Raw genomic sequence first — 24,402 nt, forward strand, 5'->3', positions numbered from 1 at the left:
GGCATGAGCAAGAAGATCCGCGTCCGGCTCCAGGGGCTGGCGTTCCTCGTCGTCCTCGCGCTGCTGCTCGGGCTCGCGGTCGCCCAGTACAACAAGGCCTTCACCGACGTCGCCCGCGTGACGCTGGAGACCGACACCGCCGGCAACCAGCTGCAGGAGGCCTCGGACGTCAAGGTCCGCGGGGTCATCGTCGGCGAGGTGCGCGACGTCCAGGCCAGCGCGGAGGGCGCCACGATCGACCTCGCGATCAACCCCGAGTACCTCGACCGGATCCCGGCCGACGTGACGGCCCGGTTGCTGCCGAAGACGCTCTTCGGCGAGCGGTTCGTCTCCCTGGAGCTGCCCGAATCGCCGGCGCAGGAGCGGCTGGCCGACGGCGACGTCATCGGCCAGGACCGCAGCGAGAACGCCATCGAGCTGCAGCGGGTCATCGACGACACGCTGCCGCTGCTGCAGGCGGTGGAGCCGGAGGACCTCAGCTACACCCTGGGGGCCATCGCCGACGCGCTGCGGGGCAGCGGCGACGACCTCGGCGCCAACCTGGCCTCCACCGGCCGCTACGTCGGCCAGCTGAACACCGTCCTGCCGGAGCTCCAGGAGGACATCTCTCTGCTGGCCGACTTCGCCGACACCTACGACGCGGCCGCCGACGACCTGCTCGCCGTGCTCGACAACCTCGCCGTCACCAACACGACGATCGTCGACCAGCAGGAGCAGCTGCGCCGGACGTTCACCGTCGGCGACAGCTCCGCGCGCACGACCGCGGGCTTCCTCGAGGCGAACGAGCAGAACATCATCTCGGTGGCGGCGTCGTCCCGGCCGGTGCTCGGCGTCTTCGCCAAGTACTCGCCGAGCTACCCGTGCATGCTCGAGGGGCTGACCCGGGCCGCGCCGCTGACCACGGAGTCCTTCGGCGGCGACGGCGACCCGGCGCTGAACCTCAACATCGTCGTGAGCTTCCCGCCGCGGAACCCCTACGTGCCCGGGGACCAGCCGGAGTACCTCGACCAGTCCGGGCCCGACTGCCAGGGCCTGGCCGACATCGACGCCCTGATGGCGGCGGCCCAGGCGGGGGAGTACTACTGCCCGACCCCGCCGGCCGACGGCGTGGACTCCCGGGACAACCCGTCCACCGGCAACCCGGTCTGCCTCGGCGGCAGCGGGCCGGACGACGTGCCCCCGGGCGCCGGTGACCCCAACCCCTCGGCCGGGCAGTCGTTGCCCTACGACCTGGCCGGATCGACAGCGGAGCTCGATTTCGTGCGCAACATCCTCGGCTACCAGACCGGCCGCGAGCCCCGCCGGGTCTCGGACCTGTCGGCGTCGACGCTGGCGCCGCTCCTGCGCGGGACGCAGGTGATGCTGCGGTGAGGGAGAAGATGCGCGGGCTCGCCGGCCCGCTGACCAAGCTGGTGATCTTCGGCCTCGTCACGATCATGGCCAGCTACGTGCTCATCAGCACCATCACCAACGCCGGCTACGGCGAGCAGATCGCCTACCGCGCGGAGTTCTCCGACGTCGCCGGGCTCGTCGAGGGCGACGAGGTCCGGATCGCCGGGGTGCGCGTCGGTCAGGTGACCGGCATCGGCCTGGCCGAGGGCACCGACCGCCCGGTGGCCTCGGTCGAGCTCGAGGTGTCGGGCGACGTGCCGCTGCCCGTCGGGGTCCAGGCGACGATCCGCTACCGGAACCTCGTCGGCCAGCGCTACATCGCGCTGACCGACGGCGACGGGTCGGCGGGGGAGACGCTCCAGGAGGACGACGTCATCCCGCTCAGCCAGACGACCCCGGCGCTGGACCTGACCACCCTCTTCGGCGGTTTCCGCCCGCTGCTGCAGGCGCTGTCGCCGGCCGACATGAACCGGCTGTCCTACGAGATCATCCAGGTCTTCCAGGGCGAGGGCGGCACGGTGCAGAGCCTGCTGTCGCACGTCGCCTCGCTGAGCGACTCGCTCGCGGACAAGGACGCCGTCATCGGCAGCATGATCGACAACCTGACCACCGTCATGAACACCGTGGCCGACCGGGACCAGCAGCTCTCGGACCTCATCGTGAGCCTGCAGGAGTTCGTGACCGGCCTGGCCGGCGACCGGGAGGCGATCTTCGACTCGCTGCAGACGATCGACACCCTGGCCGTGGCCACGAGCGACTTCCTCGAGGACGCCCGCCCGCCGCTGGCCGCCGACATCCAGGCGCTGGGCGACCTCTCGGCCAACCTGGCCGCCGACGGCGACCGGGTGGAGGAGTTCCTCCAGCTGTCCCCGGTGAAGATCGACCTCATCACGCGGACCGCCATCAACGGCAGCTGGTTCAACTTCTACCTGTGCGCCGCCGGCGGGACCGTCACGCTGCCGGGCACCGCGCTCACCGGCGGCGAGGACGTCGGCCAGCAGTTCCGGTACGACAGCGGCGCGGAGGGGTGCTGATGGCCCGCGAGTCCAAGCCGTTCCGCGACCGCAACCCGGTCACCATCGGGGCGATCAGCCTGAGCGTCATCGCCCTGCTGCTCTTCCTGGCGTTCAACGCGCAGTCCCTCCCGCTCATCGGCGGCGGCACCGTCTACAAGGCGCAGTTCTCCGAGGCGGCCGGCCTCCAGCCCGACGACGTCGTCCGCGTCGCCGGGGTCAAGGTCGGCACGGTGGAGAACCTGACGCTCGAGGACGGCGCGGTGCTCGTCGAGTTCCGGGTCGACGACGCCTTCGTCGGTGACCGGTCGGAGGCGGCGATCAAGATCGAGACGGTGCTCGGCGCCAAGTACCTCGCCCTCGTCCCGCGCGGCTCGGGCGAGCTCGACCCCGACCAGCCCATCCCGCTGGAGCGCACCGCGTCGCCGTACGACGTGGTCGAGGCCTTCGCCGACCTGTCGACCACGGTGGAGGAGCTCGACACCGAGCAGCTGGCCAGCTCGTTCGAGGTGCTCGCCGAGACCTTCGCCGAGACGCCCGACGAGGTCCGGACGTCGCTGCAGGGCCTGGCCCGGCTCTCCGACACCATCGCCTCCCGCGACCAGCAGCTGCAGGAGCTGCTCTCGGCCACCCGCCAGGTGACGCAGGTGCTGGCCGACCGGAACGGCGAGTTCACCCAGCTCATCCTGGACTCCAACACGCTGCTCACCGAGGTCCAGGAGCGGCGGGCGCTCATCGACTCGATCCTCACGAACGTGCAGGACCTCGCGGAGCAGCTGTCCGGCCTCGTCGCCGACAACCGCGAGGCGCTGACGCCCACGCTCCAGCAGCTGTCCACGGTCACCGACATCCTCAGCCGCAACCGGGCGGCGCTGGCCGAGACGGTGAACAACTTCGCGCCGTTCGTCCGGGTGTTCGCCAACACCCTCGGCAACGGCCGCTGGTTCGACAGCTTCGTCAACGACCTGCTGCCCACGGTCCTGGGTTCGGTGGTCTGCGGCAACGTCGAGCAGACGCCGCTGCCGGTGGGCTGCTCGGAGGAGACGGGATGAGCGGCTCCCTGCAGCGCGGCGTGGCACTCGCCGCCGCCTTGGTGCTCCTGGCAGCCCTCGGGTGGACGGTGCTCCGCCCGGCCGGCCAGTACCGCGTGACCGCGTACTTCACCGGGACCGTCGGGCTCTACGAGGGCTCCGGCGTGAGCATCCTGGGCATCGACGTCGGCGACGTCACCGAGATCACGGCGCTCGGCGACCGCGTGCGCGTCGTGATGGAGATCGACGACGACTACGACATCCCCGCCGACGCGGAGGCGGTCGTCCTGGCGCCGTCCCTGGTGTCGGACCGCTACGTGCAGTTCGCACCCGTCTACGACGGCGGCCCGAAGCTGGAGGACGGCGCGGAGATCCCGCTCGAGCGCACCGGCACCCCGGTGGAGCTCGACCAGGTCTACTCGGCGCTCGACGAGCTCTCGGCGTCGCTGGGCCCCGACGGCGCCAACGCCGACGGCGCCCTGTCCGACCTCGTCGACGTCGGCGCGGCCAACCTCGAGGGCAACGGCGAGGCGCTGAACCGGACGCTGACGGGCTTCTCGCAGGCGGTCGAGACGCTGGCGACCAACCGCGACGACCTGTTCTCCTCGCTGGACAACCTGCAGACCTTCACGACGGCGCTGGCGACGGTCGACGCCCAGGTCGGCCAGTTCAACGACAACCTGGCCGCCGTCTCGGAGCTGCTCGCCGACGAGCGGGAGGACCTGGCGGCGGCCGTGCGGCTGCTCTCCCAGGCGCTGGCCGACGTCGCCGGGTTCATCCAGGACAACAACACCCTCCTGTCGACGAACGTGAACCGGCTCGCCGACGTCACGTTGTCGCTGGTGCAGCAGCGGTCGGCGCTGGCCGAGGTCCTCGACGTCGCGCCGACGGCCCTGGGGAACCTGGCCCACGCCTACAACCCCGACTACGGCACCCTCGACACCCGCGACAACGGGCTGGGGTCGGCCAACGCCGAGGTCGTCGTCTGCGGGGCCCTGGCCCAGCTCGGGCGGATCGAGCTCCAGCTGCCGGTCCAGGTGGACCCGCTCAACCCCGTGCCGCTGCCGACGACGATCGACGCGATCTGCTCGCGCCTGCTGTCCGGCGACGCCAACGCCGATGGCGCGCTGGACGACCTGAACGGCAACGGCCGGCCGGACTACGAGGAGCTGCGCGAGGCGCTCCAGGGGGCCATCGGGGGCGGCTCGCGGCCCAACCCGGTCGGGCTGCCGCAGATCTCGGGGGTGACCGGATGACCGGCCGCGCACAGCGGATGACCGCCCTGGCCGCCGGCGTCCTGCTGCTCAGCGGGTGCGGCTTCCGCGGGGCGTACTCCTTCAACCTGCCCGGCGGCGCCGACATCGGCGACGACCCGTACCGGGTCGAGGTGGAGTTCCTCGACGTGCTCGACCTGGTCCAGCAGTCGGCGGTCCGCGTGGCGGACGTGCCCGTGGGCCGGGTCGAGAAGATCGAGCTGGACGAGGAGGACTGGTCGGCCGTGGTCACCATCGTCGTCAACGGCGACGTCGACCTGCCGGCCAACGCCGTCGCGGCGATCCAGCAGTCCTCGCTGCTGGGTGAGAAGTACGTGGAGCTGGCCCCGCCCGGCAACGCCGAGCCCTCGGGCGACCTGCGCGACCAGCCGCGGATCCCGCTCGAGCGCACCAACCGCAACGTCGAGGTCGAGGAGCTCCTGGGGGCGCTGTCCCTGGTCCTCAACGGTGGCGGGCTCGCCCAGCTGCAGACCATCAACCGGGAGCTCGGCGAGGCCATGGAGGGCCGCGAGGACGAGCTGAAGGACACGCTCCAGCAGCTGGACGTCTTCATCGGCGGGCTGGACGACCAGAAGGCGGAGATCAGCAGGGCGCTCGACAGCGCCAACCGCCTGGCCGAGACCCTCGCCTCGCGGACCGCCACCATCCGCACGGCGCTGGACACCATCGGCCCGGGCCTCGACGTCATCAACCAGCAGCGCGAGCTGCTGGTGTCGATGCTGGAGAGCCTGGCCCGCCTGGGCGACGTCGGCACCCGGGTCATCAACCAGTCGGCCGCGAACACCGTCGCGGACCTGCAGCTGCTGCAGCCCATCCTCAGCCAGCTGGCCGCGGCCGGGCCGAACCTCGCCGGGTCCCTGGAGCTGCTGCTCACCTACCCGTTCCCGGACAGCTCGCTGACGGCGCTCAACTACCGCGAGGCGCAGACCGGCGGGTACGGGCTGTTCACGAACATGACCGCCGAGATCAACTTCGACCTCAGCGAGCTCCTCTGCCGGTACGCGATCGACCAGCTCACCGGCGCGCTCAAGATCCAGCCCCCGGGCACCGAGTGCGGGCAGCCCGGCAGCCCGCCGGGCAACCAGTCCGGCAGCCCGGCCGGGGAGGGGCAGCAGCAGTCCACGCTGTCGATCCCGACGCTGCCCGACGTGGTCGGTCACGTCCCCGGTGCCGAGGAGGCCACCGGCCGGCTCGGCCTGCCGCAGATCCCGGGGGTGACCCAGTGATCGGTCGCAAGGTGAGGATCCAGCTGTTCGCGTTCGTCGCGGTGGCGCTGCTGGGCATCTCCTACCTCAGCTTCAAGTACATCGGCCTGGACCGGGTGCTGCTGGGCACCGGCTACGAGGTGGCCGCGGAGTTCAGCGACTCCGGCGGCATCTTCGAGAACGCCGAGGTGACCTACCGCGGGGTCGCCGTCGGGCGGGTCAGCGACATGCAGCTGGTGGAGGACGGCGTCCGCGTCGTCCTGACCATCGACCCCGACACCGATCCGATCCCGGCCAGCACGGCGGCGGTCGTGGCCACCCGCAGCGCGGTCGGCGAGCAGTACATCGACCTGCGGCCCGACACCGACGAGGGCCCGTTCCTCGAGGACGGGTCGGTCATCCCGCAGTCGCGGACCGGCATCCCGGTCCCGGTCGAGCAGCTGCTGCTCAACATCGACAACCTGGTCGGCTCGATCGACCAGGAGAACCTGCGGGTCCTCGTCGACGAGCTGGGGAAGGCCTTCGCCGGTGCCGGTGACGACCTCGGTCGGCTGATCGACAACGGCGACGTCCTGCTCGCCCGCGCCGAGGAGTCCCTGCCGCAGACCCTGCGGCTGATCACCGACGGCCGCACCGTGCTCCGGACCCAGGTGGCCAGCCGCTCGGCGATCCAGACCTGGGCCTCCGAGCTGCGCACGTTCACCGACACGCTCGTGGAGATCGACCCCGACCTGCGCGGGCTCGTGGTCAACGCGCCGGACGCGGGGGAGCAGCTGGAGCAGCTGGTGCGGGACGCCGGGCCGGGCCTGGGCTCGCTGCTGCGCAACATCGACATCCTCAACGGCGTCACGATCCCGCGGCTGAACGCCGTCGAGCAGCTGCTGGTGACCTACCCCGACGTGGTCTCCGGCAACTTCACCGTCGTCCGCCGCGACCCCGACGGCGTGATGCGCTCGCACTTCGGCTTCGTCCTCAACGCCGGCGACCCGCACCCCTGCACGACCGGGTACATCCCGACGTCGCAGCTGCCGAGCGAGGGCGCGGTGGCGACCACCGACGTCGACGCCGTCTCCTGCGACGTCTACAACGGGGTCGACCCGAACGCCGGCGACGGCTACGACGAGAACGGCTCCAACATCCGCGGCGAGCAGAACATCGGCGGGTCCGGCGGCAACCGCTCCAGCGGGCCGCAGGGCTCGACCGCCGGCCAGATCCCGCCGCTGAGCGGGATCCCGGGCCAGGTGCTCGGGCAGCTGCTGTCGGCGAACCCGTTCGCCTTCACCGTCGGGTGAACCGCGGCATGCCGCCGACCCGCACACAGACCGGACAGGGAGAATCCCCCGCGTGACGAGCGAAGCGCGCCCCCTGGAGGAGGAGGTCGACACCTCCGGCACTCCCGGCGGCACGGACACCCCCGAACCTCCGGAGCCCGCGGACGCCACCCCGGCCGCGGCCGAGCCCTCGGACCAGGCGACCGAGCCCGCGGCGGGGAAGACGTCCCGCCGGGGGAGCGGGGACGACGGCGACGGCCCGCGCCGCGGCCGCCGGCTCTCCCTCCCGCTCGTCCCGGCGCTCCTGGTCCTGCTGCTCCTGCTGCTGGGCGGGACCGCCTACCTGTGGTTCACCCGCCCCGACACCTCGTCGGTGCGCACGGGCGACTACGTGGAGGCGCTGCAGGCCGCCCGCTCGGGTGTCGTCGACGTGACCTCGTTCGACTACCTGACCCTCGACGACGACATCGAGCAGATCCGCCGGGTCACCACCGGTGACCTGCGCGAGGAGGCCGTCGCGGAGCTGGACTCCCGGCGCCAGCAGATCACCGACGCCGAGGCGGTCATCAACACCGAGGTCGTCGGCGGCGGCGTGACGCGGGCGGACGCCTCGGCCGCCACCGTCTGGCTGGTGATCCAGTCGACGCAGGAGAGCAACCAGAGCGAGCAGGCCCAGGTGGCGCGCTACCGCATCGAGGTCGAGCTCGAGAAGGACGACGGGCGCTGGCTGCTGTCGGGCATCAAGGGGACCGGGACCGAGAATGAGTGAGACCCCCGACGGCCGCACGCGGCCGACGCCGCGCCCCCGGCCGGGCGCCAAGCCCAGCCCGCGGCCCCGGGTGGCCGGCAGCCGGCGCGACCGCGACGACGCTCCTCCCCGCGCCGAGGGCACCACCGCCGCGCCGGCCGCGACCGGTTCCTCCGCGCGGGCGAGCGCCACGGCGCGGCCCACGGCGCCCCGGGCCGCCGCCACCGCCGCGGTCCCGTCCGCCGGCACGTCGTCCCGCCGGTTCCCGGCCCTCGCGCTGGTCCTCGCGCTGCTGTGCCTGGCGGCCGCCGCCGGCGGCGGGTTCCTGCTGTACCAGCGGCTCAACCCGACCTACGTCGACTCCTCGATCTTCGCCGCCGCCCGTGACGGCGTCCGGGCGCTGTACGCCTACGACTACGAGGACTCCGAGGGCAGCGTCCAGGGCAAGCTCGACGTCCTCACCGGTGAGCTGCGCGACCAGTACGAGGAGGACCTCGGCCAGGGCGGGATCATCGACACCTACGAGCAGGTGTCGGCGACGACCAGCTACGAGGTGCTCGAGGTGGGCCTGCAGCAGGTCAACGACGCGCAGGACACCGCCACCCTCGTCGTCTTCGGGCAGTACGTGGTCAAGTCGGTGAACAGCGGGGACCAGGCCGCGCCCGAGGGCTCGGAGTGCCTGGTCACGCCCGACGGCGCGCAGTCGTGCACCCAGACGGTCCGGGTCCGCGTCGTCGAGGTGGACGGCGCCTGGAAGATCGACGAGCTGACGCTGCTCACCACCAGCTGACGGGTCGCCGCACCGCCGCGCGGCGACCTTTCGACGCCGTGCGGCCACCTTTCGACGCCGTGCGGCCACCTTTCGACGCCGTGCGGCGTGGCATTCCGGAAGGGGCACCCCGGCTGGCATCATGGTCGGCGCACGCCCGCTGCAACCCCGCTCGACGGGTCGCGGTCCCCGGGATGTGGCGCCGGTCGCACCGGCCCCCCCGGCGTGGACAGCGCGCTCGAGCAGGGGTAGGGTCTCCTGTTGCGCTGCCCTCTGACTACCTGCCCGCAGAAGACGGGTCACCAGGGGTGCCCGGGAGCAGTCCCGGCCACCCGGTCGACCGTCCGGATCGGACCCCCAGGCATTCAGGCGGTCAGCCCGCCACTACCGACGACGACCCAGGACGAAACCCGCACAGACCCGCCCGCACGTCGTGAGGTCCTTGGAAGGACGCATCTTGGCAGGCTCTCGCCCCACCAGCATCAACCCCAGCACCACCGAGTCCGGCACCACCCGCACCGCCCCGAAGTCGCCTCAGTCGGGCACCCGCACCGGCGAGGCCGACCAGCAGAAGATCCCCGGCGCTCCGCTCCGCGTCTCGTTCGCGAAGATCAACGAGCCCCTCGAGGTCCCGGATCTGCTGGCCCTGCAGACCGCGTCCTTCGACTGGCTGATCGGCAGCCCCGAGTGGCGGGCCACGCTCGCCCCCGAGGAGCAGGCCGACGCCGTCGGCGGTCTGGCCGAGATCCTCGAGGAGATCTCCCCGATCGAGGACTTCAGCGGCTCGATGTCGCTGTCCTTCTCCAACCCGCGCTTCGAGGACGTCAAGGCGTCCCTCGAGGAGTGCAAGGACAAGGACATGACCTACGCGGCGCCGCTGTTCGTCACCGCCGAGTTCATGAACAACACCACCGGCGAGATCAAGTCGCAGACGGTGTTCATGGGCGACTTCCCGATCATGACGAACAAGGGCACGTTCGTCATCAACGGGACCGAGCGCGTCGTCGTCTCGCAGCTGGTCCGCTCGCCCGGCGTCTACTTCGACAAGACGCTGGACAAGACGTCGGACAAGGACGTCTTCAGCGCCAAGGTCATCCCCAGCCGCGGTGCGTGGCTGGAGTTCGACGTCGACAAGCGCGACACCGTCGGCGTGCGCATCGACCGCAAGCGCCGCCAGCCGGTCACCGTGCTGCTCAAGGCCCTCGGCTGGACCGAGGACCGCATCCGCGAGCACTTCCAGTGGTCGCCCACGGTCCTGGCCACGCTGGAGAAGGACCACATCGCCGGGCAGGACGAGGCGCTGCTGGACATCTACCGCAAGCTCCGCCCGGGCGAGCCGCCGACGCGCGAGTCGGCCCAGGCGCTGCTGGAGAACCTCTTCTTCAACCCGAAGCGCTACGACCTGGCGAAGGTCGGCCGCTACAAGGTGAACAAGAAGCTCGGCGTCTCCGTGCCGCAGGGCACCAGCACGCTGACCGAGGACGACATCGTCGCCACCATCGAGTACGTCGTGCGCCTCCACGCCGGCGAGCCCGAGCACGGTGTGGACGACATCGACCACTTCGGCAACCGCCGCCTCCGCACCGTCGGCGAGCTGATCCAGAACCAGATCCGGGTCGGCCTCTCCCGCATGGAGCGCGTGGTCCGCGAGCGGATGACGACCCAGGACGTCGAGGCGATCACGCCGCAGACCCTGATCAACATCCGGCCGGTCGTCGCCTCCATCAAGGAGTTCTTCGGCACCAGCCAGCTGTCCCAGTTCATGGACCAGACCAACCCGCTCGCGGGCCTGACCCACAAGCGCCGCCTCTCGGCGCTGGGTCCGGGTGGTCTGTCGCGTGAGCGGGCCGGCATGGAGGTCCGCGACGTGCACCCCAGCCACTACGGCCGGATGTGCCCGATCGAGACGCCGGAAGGCCCGAACATCGGCCTGATCGGTTCGCTGTCCTCGTTCGGCCGGGTCAACGCGTTCGGCTTCATCGAGACGCCGTACCGCAAGGTCGAGAACGGCACCGTCACCGACCAGATCGACTACCTGACCGCCGACGAGGAGGACCGCTTCGTCGTCGCGCAGGCCAACAGCCCGCTCGACGCGCAGGGTCGCCTCGCCGAGGAGCGCGTCCTGGTCCGCACCAAGGGCGGTGAGGTCGACTACCTCGCGCCCGAGAACGTGGACTACATGGACGTCTCGCCGCGGCAGATGACCTCGGTCGCGACGGCGATGATCCCGTTCCTCGAGCACGACGACGCCAACCGCGCGCTCATGGGCGCGAACATGCAGCGCCAGGCCGTCCCGCTGCTCCGCTCGGAGGCCCCGCTCGTGGGCACCGGCATGGAGCTGCGCGCCGCGGTCGACGCCGGCGACGTCGTCGTGGCCGAGAAGGCCGGTGTGGTCGAGGACTCGACCGCCGACTACGTCACGGTCATGGCCGACGACGGCACCCGGCAGACCTACCGCCTGCTGAAGTTCCGCCGCTCGAACCAGGGGACGTCGATCAACCAGTCCCCGGTCGTCGAGGAGGGCCAGCGGGTCGAGGTCGGCCAGGTCATCGCCGACGGTCCGTGCACCGACCAGGGCGAGATGGCGCTGGGCAAGAACCTGCTCGTCGCCTTCATGCCGTGGGAGGGCCACAACTACGAGGACGCGATCATCCTGTCGCAGCGCCTCGTGCAGGACGACGTCCTGTCCTCGATCCACATCGAGGAGTTCGAGGTCGACGCGCGCGACACCAAGCTCGGTGCCGAGGAGATCACCCGGGACATCCCGAACGTCTCCGAGGAGGTCCTCGCCGACCTCGACGAGCGCGGCATCATCCGCATCGGTGCCGAGGTCGTCCCCGGCGACATCCTCGTCGGCAAGGTCACGCCCAAGGGCGAGACCGAGCTGACCCCCGAGGAGCGGCTGCTCCGCGCGATCTTCGGCGAGAAGGCCCGCGAGGTCCGCGACACGTCGCTCAAGGTCAAGCACGGTGAGTCCGGCAAGGTCATCGGCGTCCGCGTGTTCTCGCGCGAGGACGGCGACGAGCTGCCCGCCGGCGTCAACGAGCTGATCCGGGTCTACGTCGCCCAGATGCGCAAGATCTCCGACGGCGACAAGCTCGCCGGGCGCCACGGCAACAAGGGCGTCATCTCGAAGATCCTGCCGCAGGAGGACATGCCGTTCCTCGAGGACGGCACCCCGGTGGACATCGTCCTCAACCCGCTCGGCGTGCCCGGCCGCATGAACGTCGGCCAGGTCCTGGAGATGCACCTCGGGTGGATCGCCAAGCAGGGCTGGGAGGTCGAGGGCAACCCGGACTGGGCGAAGAACCTGCCCGAGGCCGCCCGCGCCGCCGCTCCCGGCACCCGCACCGCGACGCCGGTGTTCGACGGCGCCAAGGAGGACGAGATCATCGGCCTCCTCGGCTCGACGACGCCGAACCGCGACGGCGAGCGGATGGTCAAGGAGACCGGCAAGGCGCAGCTGTTCGACGGTCGGTCCGGCGAGCCCTACCCCGAGCCGATCGCCGTGGGCTACGTCTACATCCTGAAGCTGCTGCACCTGGTCGACGACAAGATCCACGCCCGGTCGACCGGCCCGTACTCGATGATCACGCAGCAGCCGCTGGGTGGTAAGGCGCAGTTCGGTGGTCAGCGCTTCGGCGAGATGGAGTGCTGGGCGATGCAGGCCTACGGCGCGGCCTACGCGCTGCAGGAGCTGCTCACCATCAAGTCCGACGACATCCTGGGCCGCGTCAAGGTCTACGAGGCCATCGTCAAGGGCGAGAACATCCCCGAGCCGGGCATCCCGGAGTCGTTCAAGGTGTTGCTCAAGGAGCTGCAGTCGCTCTGCCTCAACGTCGAGGTCCTCTCCGGCGACGGGCAGGCGATCGAGCTGCGCGACACCGACGACGAGGTCTTCCGGGCCGCGGAGGAGCTGGGCATCGACCTGTCCCGCCGCGAGCCGTCTTCCGTCGAGGACGTCTGATCGGTAGCCGGCCGGCCCCGGACGGGGCCGGCCGGCCACCCACCCACTTGGACAAAGAGAAGAACTAGCCCCGGAAAGGGGTCATCAACTTGCTGGACGTCAACTTCTTCGACGAGTTGCGCATCGGCCTGGCCACCGGCGACGACATCCGCCAGTGGTCGCACGGTGAGGTGAAGAAGCCCGAGACCATCAACTACCGGACGCTGCGTCCGGAGAAGGACGGTCTCTTCTGCGAGAAGATCTTCGGTCCCACCCGGGACTGGGAGTGCTACTGCGGTAAGTACAAGCGGGTCCGGTTCAAGGGCATCATCTGCGAGCGCTGCGGCGTCGAGGTGACCCGGGCCAAGGTCCGCCGCGAGCGCATGGGCCACATCGAGCTCGCCGCTCCGGTGACCCACATCTGGTTCTTCAAGGGTGTTCCCTCGCGCCTGGGCTACCTGCTCGACCTGGCGCCCAAGGACCTCGAGAAGATCATCTACTTCGCGGCCTACCTGATCACCTCGGTCGACGACGAGGCGCGCCACCGCGACCTCCCGACCATCGAGGCCGAGATCAGCGCCGAGAAGTCCAACCTCGAGGGCCGGCGCGACGCCGACGTCGAGGCGCGTCAGCAGAAGCTCGAGGCCGACCTGGCCGAGCTCGAGGCGGAGGGCGCCAAGTCCGACGTCCGCCGCAAGGTGCGCGAGGGCGGCGAGCGCGAGATGCGCCAGCTGCGCGACCGCGCCCAGCGGGAGATCGACCGCCTCGAGGAGGTCCTCGACACCTTCCGCAAGCTCGAGGTCAAGCAGCTCATCGCCGACGAGGGCCTCTACCGCGAGCTGCGCGACCGCTTCGGTGAGTACTTCGAGGGCGGCATGGGTGCCGCGGCGCTGCAGAAGCTGCTCGCCGACTTCGACCTCGACGCCGAGGCCGTCTCGCTGCGCGAGACGATCCGCAGCGGCAAGGGCCAGCGCAAGCTGCGGGCGCTCAAGCGGCTGAAGGTCGTCGCCGCGTTCCAGCAGACCCGCAACTCGCCCATGGGCATGGTGCTGGACTGCGTCCCGGTCATCCCGCCGGACCTGCGCCCGATGGTGCAGCTCGACGGTGGCCGCTTCGCGACCAGCGACATGAACGACCTGTACCGCCGCGTGATCAACCGGAACAACCGGCTGAAGCGTCTGCTCGACCTCGGTGCCCCCGAGATCATCGTGAACAACGAGAAGCGGATGCTCCAGGAGTCCGTGGACGCGCTGTTCGACAACGGCCGCCGCGGCCGTCCGGTCACCGGCCCGGGCAACCGCCCCCTGAAGTCCCTGAGCGACCTGCTCAAGGGCAAGCAGGGCCGGTTCCGCCAGAACCTGCTCGGCAAGCGCGTCGACTACTCCGGCCGTTCGGTCATCGTCGTCGGCCCGCAGCTGAAGCTGCACCAGTGCGGTCTGCCCAAGCAGATGGCGCTGGAGCTGTTCAAGCCCTTCGTCATGAAGCGGCTGGTCGACCTCAACCACGCGCAGAACATCAAGTCCGCCAAGCGGATGGTCGAGCGCGCCCGTCCGGTCGTGTGGGACGTGCTGGAAGAGGTCATCACCGAGCACCCGGTCCTGCTGAACCGTGCGCCGACGCTGCACCGCCTGGGCATCCAGGCGTTCGAGCCGCAGCTGGTCGAGGGCAAGGCCATCCAGATCCACCCGCTCGTCTGCACCGCGTTCAACGCGGACTTCGACGGTGACCAGATGGCCGTGCACCTGCCGCTGTCGGCCGAGGCGCAGGCCGAGGCCCGCATCCTGATGCTGTCCTCGAACAACATCCTGTCGCCGGCTGACGGTCGCCCGATCACCGCGCCGACCCAGGACATGGTGCTGGGCCTGTACCACCTGACGACCCTGGTGCCCTCGCGGCACGAGGCCGACGGTGGCACGCCGGCGGCGTTCGCCTCGGCGGCCGAGGCGCTCATGGCCTTCGACATGGGTGCCCTGGGCCTGCAGGAGCGCGCGCTGATCCGCCTCGACGAGGTGTACGGCGTCGACAACGGCAAGGTCAACGAGGCGTGGACGCAGCCCGAGGACTGGACCCCCGGCCAGGCGGCCGTGGTGGAGACCAGCCTGGGCCGGGTCCTGTTCAACGAGGCCCTGCCCGAGGACTACCGCTTCGTCAACTACCAGGTGCCGAAGAAGGAGCTCGGGGCGATCGTCAACGACCTCGCCGAGCGCTACCCCAAGGTGCAGGTCGCGGCGACGCTGGACGCCCTCAAGTCGGCCGGCTTCCGCTGGGCCACCCGTTCGGGCGTCACGATCGCCATCGACGACGTCGTCACCCCGCCGGTCAAGCAGGAGATCCTGGACCGGCACGAGGACGAGGCCGCCAAGATCGAGCGCCAGTACGAGCGCGGTGTGATCACCGACGCCGAGCGTCGCGGTGAGCTCATCGAGATCTGGACCCGCGCGCGGGCCGAGGTCAGCCAGGCGATGGTGGACAACTTCCCGACCACCAACCCGGTCTGGGTCATGGTCAACTCGGGCGCCCGAGGCAACATGATGCAGATCAGCCAGATCGCCGGTATGCGTGGTCTGGTCGCCAACCCGAAGGGCGAGATCATCCCGCGGCCGATCAAGGCCAACTTCCGGGAGGGTCTGTCCGTGCTGGAGTACTTCATCTCCACGCACGGTGCCCGCAAGGGTCTGGCCGACACGGCGCTCCGCACCGCCGACTCCGGCTACCTCACCCGCCGGCTGGTCGACGTCTCGCAGGACGTCATCATCCGCGAGGAGGACTGCGGCACCGACCGCGGCGTGATCATGCCGATCGGCACCGTCGTCGACGGCAAGGTCGTGCGGGACGCCCACGTGGAGACCAGCGTGTACGCCCGCGCCCTGGCCGCCGACGTGGTGGCCGAGGACGGGACGGTCATCGCCGAGGCCAACTCCGACCTGGGCGACGTCCTGATCCAGCAGCTGATCGACGCCGGTGTGTCCGAGGTCAAGGTCCGCGTGGTGCTCACCTGCGAGTCGCTGCTCGGCACCTGCGCCACCTGCTACGGCCGGTCGCTCGCGACCGGCAAGCTCGTGGACGTCGGCGAGGCGGTCGGCATCATCGCCGCCCAGTCGATCGGTGAGCCGGGTACGCAGCTGACGATGCGCACCTTCCACACCGGTGGTGTCGCGGGTGAGGACATCACCCACGGTCTGCCGCGTGTGGTGGAGCTCTTCGAGGCCCGCGTCCCCAAGGGCAAGGCGCCGATCGCGGAGCTGGCCGGCACGATCCGCATCGAGGACGGCGAGCAGTTCCGCAAGCTCACCATCACCCCGGACGACGGCTCCGACGACGTCGTCATCGACAAGCTGTCGCGTCGGTCGCGGCTGCGGGTCGAGGACGGCGCGCACGTCGAGGTCGGCGAGCAGCTCACCGAGGGTGCTGTGGACCCGCACGAGGTGCTGCGGATCATGGGCCCCCGCGAGGTGCAGCTGCACCTGGTCCGCGAGGTTCAGGAGGTCTACCGGTCGCAGGGTGTGTCGATCCACGACAAGCACATCGAGGTGATCATCCGCCAGATGCTGAAGCGGGTGACCATCATCGACTCGGGCGCGACGGAGTTCCTGCCCGGTGCGCTGGTCGAGCGGACGCTGTTCGAGACCGAGAACCGCCGCGTCGTCGCCGAGGGCGGCGAGCCGGCCTCGGCCCGTCCGGTGCTCATGGGCATCACCAAGGCCTCGCTCGCGACCGAGTCGTGGCTGTCGGCGGCCTCCTTCCAGGAGACGACGAAGGTGCTCACCGACGCCGCGATCCAGGGCAAGAGCGACAGCCTGCTCGGGCTCAAGGAGAACGTGATCATCGGAAAGCTGATCCCGGCGGGTACGGGCATCAGCCGCTACCGGAACATCACGGTCGAGCCGACCGAGGAGGCGCGTGCCGCCGTCTACACCATGGCCGGCTACGACGACGGGCAGTACTACAGCCCGGACGTCTTCGGTCAGGGCTCCGGCGAGGCCGTGCGCCTCGAGGAGTACGACTGGCGGGGCTGAGCGCCCTAGCTGAGTGACGAAAGGGCCCCGCAGTCATCTGGCTGCGGGGCCCTTTCGCGTCAGGGGGACTTTCTGTAACGAAAGTCCCTCGTGGTTCAGCCGGCGAGGCGCTTCATGGTCTCGACGGTCTTCAGCCGGGCCTCGCGGCTGCCGTCGAGGGGCTGCAGCATCAGCGTGGTGACGCCGGCCTCGGCGAACGCGGCGATCCGCTCGGCCACGTAGGACTCCGGCCCGATGAGGGACGACGCCCGCACCAGGTCGTCCGGGACGACGGCCGCGGCCTCGTCCTTCTTGCCGTCCAGGTAGAGGTCCTGGATGGTCTTCGCCTCGGCCTCGTAGCCGTAGCGGACGGCGAGGTCGTTGTAGAAGTTCTTGCCGCGGGCGCCCATGCCGCCGATGTAGAGAGCCAGCGCCGGCTTCACGAACTCCAGGAGGGGCTCGACGTCGTCCCCGATCGCCACCGGGACGCCGGTGATGACCTGCAGCTCGCCGAGCGCCGGGTCGCGCTTGGCCTTGCCGGCGGCGAGCGAGTCGCCCCACACCGAGGCCGCCTTCTCCGGGTAGAAGAAGATCGGCTCCCACGCCTCGGCGATCTCGGCGGCCAGCTCCACGTTCTTCGGCCCGAGCGCGGCCAGCATGACGGGGATCCGGTCGCGGACGGGCGTGTTGATCAGCTTCAGCGGCTTGCCGAGCCCGGTGCCCTGGTCGGCCGGCAGCGGGACGGTGTACTTCTTGCCCTGGTGGTCGAGCCGCTCCCGGCGCCACACCTGGCGGCAGATCTCCACGACCTCGCGGGTGCGCTGCAGGGGGGCGTCGTAGGGGACGCCGTGCCAGCCCTCGATGACCTGCGGGCCCGAGGCGCCGAGACCGAGGGTGAAGCGGCCGCCGGAGACGAAGTCGAGGCCGGCCGCCGTCATCGCGGTCAGGGCCGGCGTGCGGCTGTAGATGGGGAAGATGGCGCTCAGCAGCTCGACCCGCTCGGTGACCGCCGCGAGGTAGCCGAGCTGGCTCACCGCGTCGAACGTGTAGACCTCGGCGACCGCCGCGATGTCGAGACCCGCGGACTCGAGGTCGCGGATCTCGGCCGCTGTCTCCTGGAACCCGCCGCTGTAGCTCGCCTGGATGCCGATGCGCACGTGCACTCCCTCGGTCGCGCGGCGCCCTCGTCGGCGCCTCGGGGCACGCTATCGGCTGCCCGTGCGCGCGTTCAGAGGGGCCGCACGACCCCGATCACCTCGGTGACCACGCGGACGCCGTCCACGTCGCCGGGCACGCGCGGGGCGACGGCGGCGTCGGCCAGGTCGACCTTGACCACGTAACCGCTCTCGCGACGGGCCAGGCCGATGCCGACGACGCCGGGGTCGCCGGACAGGCGCTGCGCCAGCGTGCTCTTGGCGGCACGCGCCGCGGCCCGGTCGGTCATGGGCCCATGGTGCCCCGCCACGGCCGTCCGCGACAGCGTCAGCCGCTCACCCAGGTGACCCCGAGGGTCGACAGGACGGTCGCCAGCGGGTTGGCGAAGGTGACGCCGGTCCCGCCCGAGCCACCCGTCTCGCTGCCGGCGAAGAGCAGCGCGACCGGCGCACGGTCGCGGCTGCGCCAGATGACCGACCCGCTGTCCCCACCGGCGCTGAACGCCCCCGCGCGCCCCTCGATCTCGATCTGGTCGTCGAACCGGTACACCGCGTCGTCGTACTGGACCGCGACCCCGTCCACCTCCACCGCGGTGATCCGCCCGGCGGTGTGCCCCGTGGTCCGGCCGATCTTCTCGACGGCCTCGTCGGGGTCGACGTCGAGACTGGGCGGAACGGTCCCGAGCAGGGGGCCGCCGGGCAGGGCGCCCGGCTCCGCGTCGACCCCGTCGTCCAGGGCCGCCACAGCGGCGTCCACGAGGTTCGCTCCACGGGGGACCATGCGCTGGAAGGCGGTCAGCGTGGCCACCCGGTCCTGCGGGGTGCCGCCGTCGGCCGGACCGGGCTGCAGGACGGCGTCCCCGGGGACGGCGGCGTTGCTGGCGGCCAGCACGTGGTTGTTGGACAGGATCGCCAGGCCCGACGCCGTGCGGACGAAGCCGCCGAGCGTGCCCGCGGTGACCGACCGGTGCGCGACCGAGAGCCCGGGGCGCAGGGGGCGCACGCGGCGCTGCAGCTCGGCGGGGGAGGACTGCGAGCGCACCGGGCCGATCACCTTGACCTCGACCTCCGCCGCGGCCGCCCGGCCCAGGTCGGGCAGGAGCGCGCGGTCGCCGTCCCGCTGGAGGCGCACGGCCACGCGGGCCCCGTCGCCCGTGGGCCGCAGGCCGACCGCCACCCACGGCCAGGGGGCGTCGTGCTCCACGGCCTGGCTGGACGCCTCGACGGCCGACGGCAGGCGCTCGAGGATGCGGGCCTTGAGCTCGCGGGCGGCATCGGGGTCCAACGGTCCTCCAGGGCGCAGGGGGTGGGGGAGAGGGACGCTAGGGCCCGGGTACGACGTTCCCGGCGGCCGCGCGGCGTACTCCCCCTCGCGGCGCGTCCGGGGTAACGTGCGGCCTGCCGCCGGGAGCCCCCGGGACGGGACCCGAGGACCGGGAAGAGAACCGGTCCGGGGGTCGTTGACCGGGGTGTCGTCCGCCCCGGTGGACGACGGCCGGCCACCGGCTGCGTGTGTGAGGGACCCGGCTTTGACCGGTCTCCAGGGCACGGGTATCGTGGTCTGCTGTGCCCAGGGTGCCCTGGGCCTGCTCCCGTTCGCGGTGCGCCTGGGTGACCTTCGGGTCGCCGGGGACCGCCCCCCGGTTCCGCCGGAGGGTGGCGGCGCCGAGTCGCGAGGGGCGACCGAATCCGGTCCGACGAACATCGGCCGGTCCTGGGTCAGGCGACACGCCCGACCGCGGGGACCGGAGGGTGCCTGGCGGCCAGAATCGGGAAGGTCCACCAGGGCCCGGCACCCGCAGCACCGCCAGTCATCAGCAGTACCAAGAGAGCACCACCCCAGCGCAGGTAGGAGATCCAGGCCACCCATGCCCACGATCAACCAGCTGGTCCGCAAGGGCCGCGAGGACAAGGTCGAGAAGACCAAGACTCCGGCGCTGAAGGGTTCGCCCCAGCGTCGCGGAGTCTGCACGCGCGTCTACACGACGACGCCGAAGAAGCCGAACTCGGCGCTGCGCAAGGTCGCTCGCGTCCGCCTCACCAGTGGCATCGAGGTGACCGCCTACATCCCGGGCGTCGGCCACAACCTGCAGGAGCACTCGATGGTGCTCGTGCGCGGCGGCCGTGTGAAGGACCTCCCCGGCGTGCGCTACAAGATCATCCGCGGCTCGCTGGACACCCAGGGTGTCCGCAACCGCAAGCAGGCCCGCAGCCGCTACGGCGCGAAGAAGGAGAAGAGCTAATGCCGCGCAAGGGCCCCGCCCCGAAGCGTCCGCTCGTCGCCGACCCGGTGTACCAGTCGCCGCTGGTGACCCAGCTGGTGAACAAGGTGCTCGTCGACGGCAAGCGCTCGGTCGCCGAGGCGATCGTCTACGGCGCCCTCGAGGGCTGCCGCGCCAAGAGCGACACCGACCCGGTCGTCACGCTCAAGCGCGCGCTGGACAACGTGAAGCCGGCCCTCGAGGTCCGCAGCCGCCGTGTCGGTGGCGCGACCTACCAGGTCCCGGTCGAGGTCCGTCCCTCGCGGAGCACCACGCTCGGCCTGCGCTGGCTGATCCAGTACAGCCGGGCCCGTCGCGAGAAGACGATGACCGAGCGCCTCATGAACGAGCTGCTCGACGCGAGCAACGGCCTCGGTGCCGCCGTGAAGCGGCGCGAGGACACCCACAAGATGGCCGAGTCGAACAAGGCCTTCGCGCACTACCGCTGGTAATCACCGGCGCCCGCCGCCCGCGGGACACCGGGCGAACCCCGGAAGCCCCGCACGCGGACCGCAACGAAGAGGAGTAGGACATGGCCAAGAAGGCCGAGCTCGCCAGGACCCGCAACATCGGGATCATGGCGCACATCGACGCCGGCAAGACCACGACGACGGAGCGCATCCTCTTCTACACCGGTATCACGTACAAGATCGGTGAGGTCCACGACGGCGCCGCCACGATGGACTGGATGGAGCAGGAGCAGGAGCGCGGCATCACCATCACGTCGGCCGCGACGAAGTGCACCTGGAAAGACCACGACATCAACATCATCGACACCCCCGGGCACGTCGACTTCACCGTCGAGGTGGAGCGGTCCCTGCGGGTGCTCGACGGTGCCGTCGCGGTCTACGACGGTGTCGCCGGCGTGGAGCCGCAGACCGAGCAGGTGTGGCGGCAGGCCGAGAAGTACGGCGTCCCGCGCATGTGCTTCGTCAACAAGCTCGACCGCACCGGTGCCGACTTCTTCCGCTGCGTCGACATGATGGTCGAGCGCCTCGGCGCCAACCCGCTCGTGCTGCAGCTGCCCATCGGTGCCGAGGCCGACTTCATCGGCGTCGTGGACCTGGTCCAGATGCGCGCCCTCACCTGGCGCGGTGAGACCAAGATGGGCGAGGACTACGCCATCGAGGAGATCCCGGCCGAGCTCGCCGACCAGGCGGCCGAGTACCGGGAGAAGCTGCTCGAGGGCATCGCCGACTTCGACGACGAGCTCATGGAGGCCTACCTCGGTGGCGAGGAGATCTCCGTCGAGCGCCTCAAGGCCGCGATCCGCAAGGCGACCATCGCCGCGCAGGTCAACCCGGTCCTGACCGGCACCGCGTTCAAGAACAAGGGCATCCAGCCCCTGCTCGACGCCGTCACCGACTACCTGCCCAGCCCGCTGGACATCGAGGCGATCGTCGGCACCGCGCTCGACGGCGAGACCGAGGTCCTGCGGCACGCCGACGAGGACGAGCCGTTCTCGGCGCTGGCGTTCAAGATCCAGACCGACCAGCACCTGGGCAAGCTGACCTACGTCCGCGTGTACTCGGGCAAGCTCGACGCCGGTTCCCCGGTGCTGAACAGCACCAAGGACCGCAAGGAGCGGGTCGGCAAGATCTACCAGATGCACGCGAACAAGCGTGAGGAGCGCCAGGGCGTCGGCGCCGGCGAGATCGTCGCCGTCAACGGCCTGAAGCAGACGACGACGGGTGACACCCTCAGCGACCCGCAGAAGCCGGTCATCCTGGAGTCGATGACCTTCCCCGCGCCGGTCATCTCGGTCGCCATCGAGCCCAAGACGAAGGGCGACCAGGAGAAGCTGGGCACGGCCATCCAGAAGCTGGCCGAGGAGGACCCGACCTTCCAGGTGAAGCTCGACGAGGAGACCGGCCAGACGGTCATCTCCGGCATGGGCGAGCTGCACCTGGAGATCCTCGTCGACCGCATGCGGCGCGAGTTCAAGGTCGAGGCCAACGTCGGCAAGCCGCAGGTCGCCTACCGCGAGACCATCCGCAAGGCGGCCGAGAAGGTCGACTACACCCACAAGAAGCAGACGGGTGGGTCCGGCCAGTTCGCCAAGGTGCAGGTCACGATCGAGCCCCTCGAGGTCACGGCCGACGGCCCGACCTACGAGTTCGAGAACGCCGTCACCGGTGGCCGCATCCCGCGGGAGTACATCCCGTCGGTCGACCAGGGCATCCAGGACGCGATGCAGTACGGCGTCCTGGCCGGCTACCCGATGGTCGGCGTCAAGGCGTCGCTGATCGACGGCCAGTACCACGAGGTCGACTCCTCGGAGATGGCCTTCAAGATCGCCGGCTCGATGGTCTTCAAGGAGGCCGCACGCAAGGCCAGCCCGGCCCTGCTCGAGCCGATGATGGCCGTCGAGGTCGTCACCCCCGAGGACTACATGGGTGACGTCATCGGCGACCTGAACTCCCGCCGCGGGACCATCCAGGCGATGGAGGAGCGCTCCGGCGCCCGCGTCGTCCGGGCCCTGGTGCCGCTGTCGGAGATGTTCGGCTACGTGGGCGACCTGCGCAGCCGCACCCAGGGGCGGGCGAGCTACACCATGGTGTTCGACTCGTACGCCGAGGTCCCGGCCAACGTCGCCAAGGAGATCATCGCCAAGGCGACCGGCGAGTAACCCCGGCACCACCCGAGCACTACCGCAAGCCCCAGAGCACGCGCACGACTGCGAAGACACGAAGAGAGGAACCCAGTGGCCAAGGCCAAGTTCGAGCGGACCAAGCCGCACGTCAACATCGGCACCATCGGGCACATCGACCACGGGAAGACGACGCTGACCGCGGCGATCACCAAGGTCCTGCACGACAAGTACCCGGACCTCAACGAGGCGTCCGCCTTCGACCAGATCGACAAGGCGCCCGAGGAGAAGGCCCGCGGCATCACGATCTCGATCGCCCACGTCGAGTACCAGACGGAGAACCGTCACTACGCGCACGTGGACTGCCCGGGTCACGCCGACTACATCAAGAACATGATCACCGGTGCGGCGCAGATGGACGGCGCCATCCTGGTGGTCGCGGCGACCGACGGCCCCATGCCGCAGACCAAGGAGCACGTCCTCCTGGCCCGCCAGGTCGGCGTCCCCTACATCGTCGTGGCCCTCAACAAGGCCGACATGGTCGACGACGAGGAGATCCTCGAGCTCGTCGAGCTCGAGGTCCGCGAGCTGCTCTCCGAGTACGAGTTCCCGGGCGACGACGTCCCCGTGGTCCGCGTCTCCGCGCTCAAGGCCCTCGAGGGCGACGCCGAGTGGGGCGACAAGCTCATGGAGCTGATGAACGCCGTCGACACCGCGATCCCGGAGCCGGAGCGCGAGATCGACAAGCCGTTCCTCATGCCCGTCGAGGACGTCTTCACCATCACCGGTCGTGGCACGGTCGTGACCGGTCGCGTCGAGCGTGGCATCGTCAAGGTCTCCGAGGAGATCGAGATCGTCGGTATCCGCGAGGGATCGACGAAGACGACCGTCACCGGCGTCGAGATGTTCCGCAAGCTGCTCGACCAGGGCCAGGCCGGTGACAACGTCGGTCTGCTCCTCCGCGGCATCAAGCGCGAGGACGTGGAGCGCGGCCAGGTCGTCGTGAAGCCCGGCTCGATCACCCCGCACACCAACTTCGAGGGTTCGGTCTACATCCTCTCGAAGGACGAGGGTGGCCGTCACACGCCGTTCTTCAACAACTACCGTCCCCAGTTCTACTTCCGGACGACGGACGTCACCGGCGTGGTCACGCTGCCCGCGGGCACCGAGATGGTCATGCCCGGCGACAACACCGAGATGACGGTGGAGCTCATCCAGCCCATCGCCATGGAGGAGGGCCTGCGGTTCGCCATCCGTGAGGGTGGCCGCACCGTCGGCGCCGGCCGGGTCACCAAGATCCTCAAGTAACACCCCGACGGGCGGCGGCCGGTCTCCGGCCGCCGCCCGTCCCCGGGTCCGGGTGCGACACCCCGGCCCCACCCCTCGGGTCACCGGACCCACTCGAACTTTCACAACCGATCGGCAGGAGCAGAAGACAGCGATGGCGGGACAGAAGATCCGCATCCGGCTGAAGGCCTATGACCACGAGGCGATCGACGCCTCGGCGCGGCGCATCGTGGAGACGGTCACCAAGACCGGAGCGCGTGTGGTCGGCCCGGTGCCTCTGCCGACGGAGAAGAACGTGTACGCGGTGATCCGTTCGCCGCACAAGTACAAGGACTCGTTCGAGCACTTCGAGATGCGCACGCACAAGCGGCTCATCGACATCCTCGACCCGACGCCGAAGACGGTCGACGCGCTCATGCGCATCGACCTGCCGGCCTCGGTCGACGTCAACATCCAGTAAGGGCAG

Annotated in this window: 18 protein-coding genes; 15 read left to right on the forward strand and 3 right to left on the reverse strand. The window is 70.4% G+C overall.

Features of this window, described 5'->3' with window-relative positions:
* Positions 1-3 precede the first annotated feature (3 nt).
* The 10 genes from ACI78T_RS01940 (at position 4) to ACI78T_RS01985 (ending at position 16,665) form a co-directional block, all read left to right on the forward strand.
* Positions 4-1,371: an MCE family protein gene (locus ACI78T_RS01940; RefSeq protein WP_456556402.1), complete on the forward strand. Its 1,368-nt coding sequence runs from the start codon at positions 4-6 to the stop codon at positions 1,369-1,371.
* Entirely contained in the window at positions 1,368-2,426 is a 1,059-nt protein-coding gene (locus tag ACI78T_RS01945; RefSeq protein ID WP_456556403.1) for an MCE family protein, read from the forward strand. Before ACI78T_RS01940 ends, ACI78T_RS01945 begins: the two co-directional genes overlap by 4 nt.
* Positions 2,426-3,457, forward strand: a complete 1,032-nt coding sequence (locus ACI78T_RS01950) for an MCE family protein (RefSeq protein WP_456556404.1) — start codon at positions 2,426-2,428, stop codon at positions 3,455-3,457. The genes ACI78T_RS01945 and ACI78T_RS01950 overlap by 1 nt, the downstream gene beginning before the upstream one ends.
* On the forward strand, positions 3,454-4,692 hold the full coding sequence (locus tag ACI78T_RS01955; RefSeq protein WP_456556405.1) for an MCE family protein: 1,239 nt from the start codon (positions 3,454-3,456) through the stop codon (positions 4,690-4,692). Before ACI78T_RS01950 ends, ACI78T_RS01955 begins: the two co-directional genes overlap by 4 nt.
* Positions 4,689-5,936, forward strand: coding sequence for an MCE family protein (locus tag ACI78T_RS01960; protein ID WP_456556406.1), 1,248 nt, complete (start codon positions 4,689-4,691; stop codon positions 5,934-5,936). Before ACI78T_RS01955 ends, ACI78T_RS01960 begins: the two co-directional genes overlap by 4 nt.
* Positions 5,933-7,207, forward strand: coding sequence for an MlaD family protein (locus tag ACI78T_RS01965; RefSeq protein ID WP_456556407.1), 1,275 nt, complete (start codon positions 5,933-5,935; stop codon positions 7,205-7,207). Before ACI78T_RS01960 ends, ACI78T_RS01965 begins: the two co-directional genes overlap by 4 nt.
* 52 nt (positions 7,208-7,259) lie before the next feature.
* Complete coding sequence (locus ACI78T_RS01970; RefSeq protein WP_456556408.1) at positions 7,260-7,955, forward strand: hypothetical protein; 696 nt, start codon at positions 7,260-7,262, stop codon at positions 7,953-7,955.
* Complete coding sequence (locus ACI78T_RS01975; protein ID WP_456556409.1) at positions 7,948-8,724, forward strand: hypothetical protein; 777 nt, start codon at positions 7,948-7,950, stop codon at positions 8,722-8,724. The genes ACI78T_RS01970 and ACI78T_RS01975 overlap by 8 nt, the downstream gene beginning before the upstream one ends.
* Positions 8,725-9,160: 436 nt before the next feature.
* Positions 9,161-12,670, forward strand: a complete 3,510-nt coding sequence (rpoB, locus tag ACI78T_RS01980; RefSeq protein WP_456556410.1) for a DNA-directed RNA polymerase subunit beta — start codon at positions 9,161-9,163, stop codon at positions 12,668-12,670.
* 89 nt (positions 12,671-12,759) lie between these two features.
* A complete protein-coding gene (locus ACI78T_RS01985) occupies positions 12,760-16,665 on the forward strand; it encodes a DNA-directed RNA polymerase subunit beta' (RefSeq protein WP_456556411.1) in 3,906 nt (1,301 codons plus the stop codon).
* 95 nt (positions 16,666-16,760) lie between these two features.
* Here the strand turns inward: ACI78T_RS01985 and ACI78T_RS01990 are convergent, their stop codons facing one another.
* The 3 genes from ACI78T_RS01990 to ACI78T_RS02000 all read right to left on the reverse strand — a co-directional run bounded on the left by ACI78T_RS01990 (position 16,761) and on the right by ACI78T_RS02000 (position 19,083).
* The gene (locus ACI78T_RS01990; protein WP_456556412.1) at positions 16,761-17,801 is read right to left on the reverse strand and encodes an LLM class F420-dependent oxidoreductase; all 1,041 of its coding nucleotides are present in this window, start codon (positions 17,799-17,801) and stop codon (positions 16,761-16,763) included.
* A gap of 71 nt (positions 17,802-17,872) precedes the next feature.
* Positions 17,873-18,088, reverse strand: coding sequence for a hypothetical protein (locus ACI78T_RS01995; RefSeq protein WP_456556413.1), 216 nt, complete (start codon positions 18,086-18,088; stop codon positions 17,873-17,875).
* A gap of 38 nt (positions 18,089-18,126) precedes the next feature.
* Positions 18,127-19,083, reverse strand: a complete 957-nt coding sequence (locus tag ACI78T_RS02000) for a hypothetical protein (protein WP_456556414.1) — start codon at positions 19,081-19,083, stop codon at positions 18,127-18,129.
* A 583-nt stretch (positions 19,084-19,666) separates the two neighbouring features.
* Between ACI78T_RS02000 and rpsL the strand changes: the two genes are divergently transcribed.
* The 5 genes from rpsL to rpsJ all read left to right on the forward strand — a co-directional run bounded on the left by rpsL (position 19,667) and on the right by rpsJ (position 24,396).
* A complete protein-coding gene (gene rpsL / locus ACI78T_RS02005; RefSeq protein WP_012950487.1) occupies positions 19,667-20,041 on the forward strand; it encodes a 30S ribosomal protein S12 in 375 nt (124 codons plus the stop codon).
* Positions 20,041-20,511 carry a 30S ribosomal protein S7 gene (gene rpsG, locus ACI78T_RS02010; protein ID WP_089336457.1) on the forward strand — a complete coding sequence of 157 codons (471 nt, stop codon included), beginning with the start codon at positions 20,041-20,043 and terminating at the stop codon, positions 20,509-20,511. Before rpsL ends, rpsG begins: the two co-directional genes overlap by 1 nt.
* A gap of 80 nt (positions 20,512-20,591) precedes the next feature.
* On the forward strand, positions 20,592-22,688 hold the full coding sequence (gene fusA / locus ACI78T_RS02015) for an elongation factor G (protein WP_456556415.1): 2,097 nt from the start codon (positions 20,592-20,594) through the stop codon (positions 22,686-22,688).
* Positions 22,689-22,763: 75 nt separating this feature from the next.
* Positions 22,764-23,957: an elongation factor Tu gene (gene tuf / locus ACI78T_RS02020; protein WP_116451054.1), complete on the forward strand. Its 1,194-nt coding sequence runs from the start codon at positions 22,764-22,766 to the stop codon at positions 23,955-23,957.
* Positions 23,958-24,090: 133 nt separating this feature from the next.
* Positions 24,091-24,396, forward strand: coding sequence for a 30S ribosomal protein S10 (gene rpsJ / locus ACI78T_RS02025; RefSeq protein WP_014377994.1), 306 nt, complete (start codon positions 24,091-24,093; stop codon positions 24,394-24,396).
* Positions 24,397-24,402 lie beyond the last annotated feature (6 nt).

The sequence above is a fragment of the Blastococcus sp. SYSU D00922 genome (assembly GCF_054050495.1).

Coding starts and splice junctions, on each gene's coding strand:
- ACI78T_RS01940 (WP_456556402.1), top strand. CDS start 4: ATGAGCAAGAAGATCCGCGTCCGGCTCCAGGGGCTGGCGTTCCTCGTC.
- ACI78T_RS01950 (WP_456556404.1), top strand. CDS start 2,426: ATGGCCCGCGAGTCCAAGCCGTTCCGCGACCGCAACCCGGTCACCATC.
- ACI78T_RS01955 (WP_456556405.1), top strand. CDS start 3,454: ATGAGCGGCTCCCTGCAGCGCGGCGTGGCACTCGCCGCCGCCTTGGTG.
- ACI78T_RS01960 (WP_456556406.1), top strand. CDS start 4,689: ATGACCGGCCGCGCACAGCGGATGACCGCCCTGGCCGCCGGCGTCCTG.
- ACI78T_RS01975 (WP_456556409.1), top strand. CDS start 7,948: ATGAGTGAGACCCCCGACGGCCGCACGCGGCCGACGCCGCGCCCCCGG.
- ACI78T_RS01995 (WP_456556413.1), bottom strand. CDS start 18,088: ATGACCGACCGGGCCGCGGCGCGTGCCGCCAAGAGCACGCTGGCGCAG.
- rpsL (WP_012950487.1), top strand. CDS start 19,667: ATGCCCACGATCAACCAGCTGGTCCGCAAGGGCCGCGAGGACAAGGTC.
- rpsG (WP_089336457.1), top strand. CDS start 20,041: ATGCCGCGCAAGGGCCCCGCCCCGAAGCGTCCGCTCGTCGCCGACCCG.
- fusA (WP_456556415.1), top strand. CDS start 20,592: ATGGCCAAGAAGGCCGAGCTCGCCAGGACCCGCAACATCGGGATCATG.
- rpsJ (WP_014377994.1), top strand. CDS start 24,091: ATGGCGGGACAGAAGATCCGCATCCGGCTGAAGGCCTATGACCACGAG.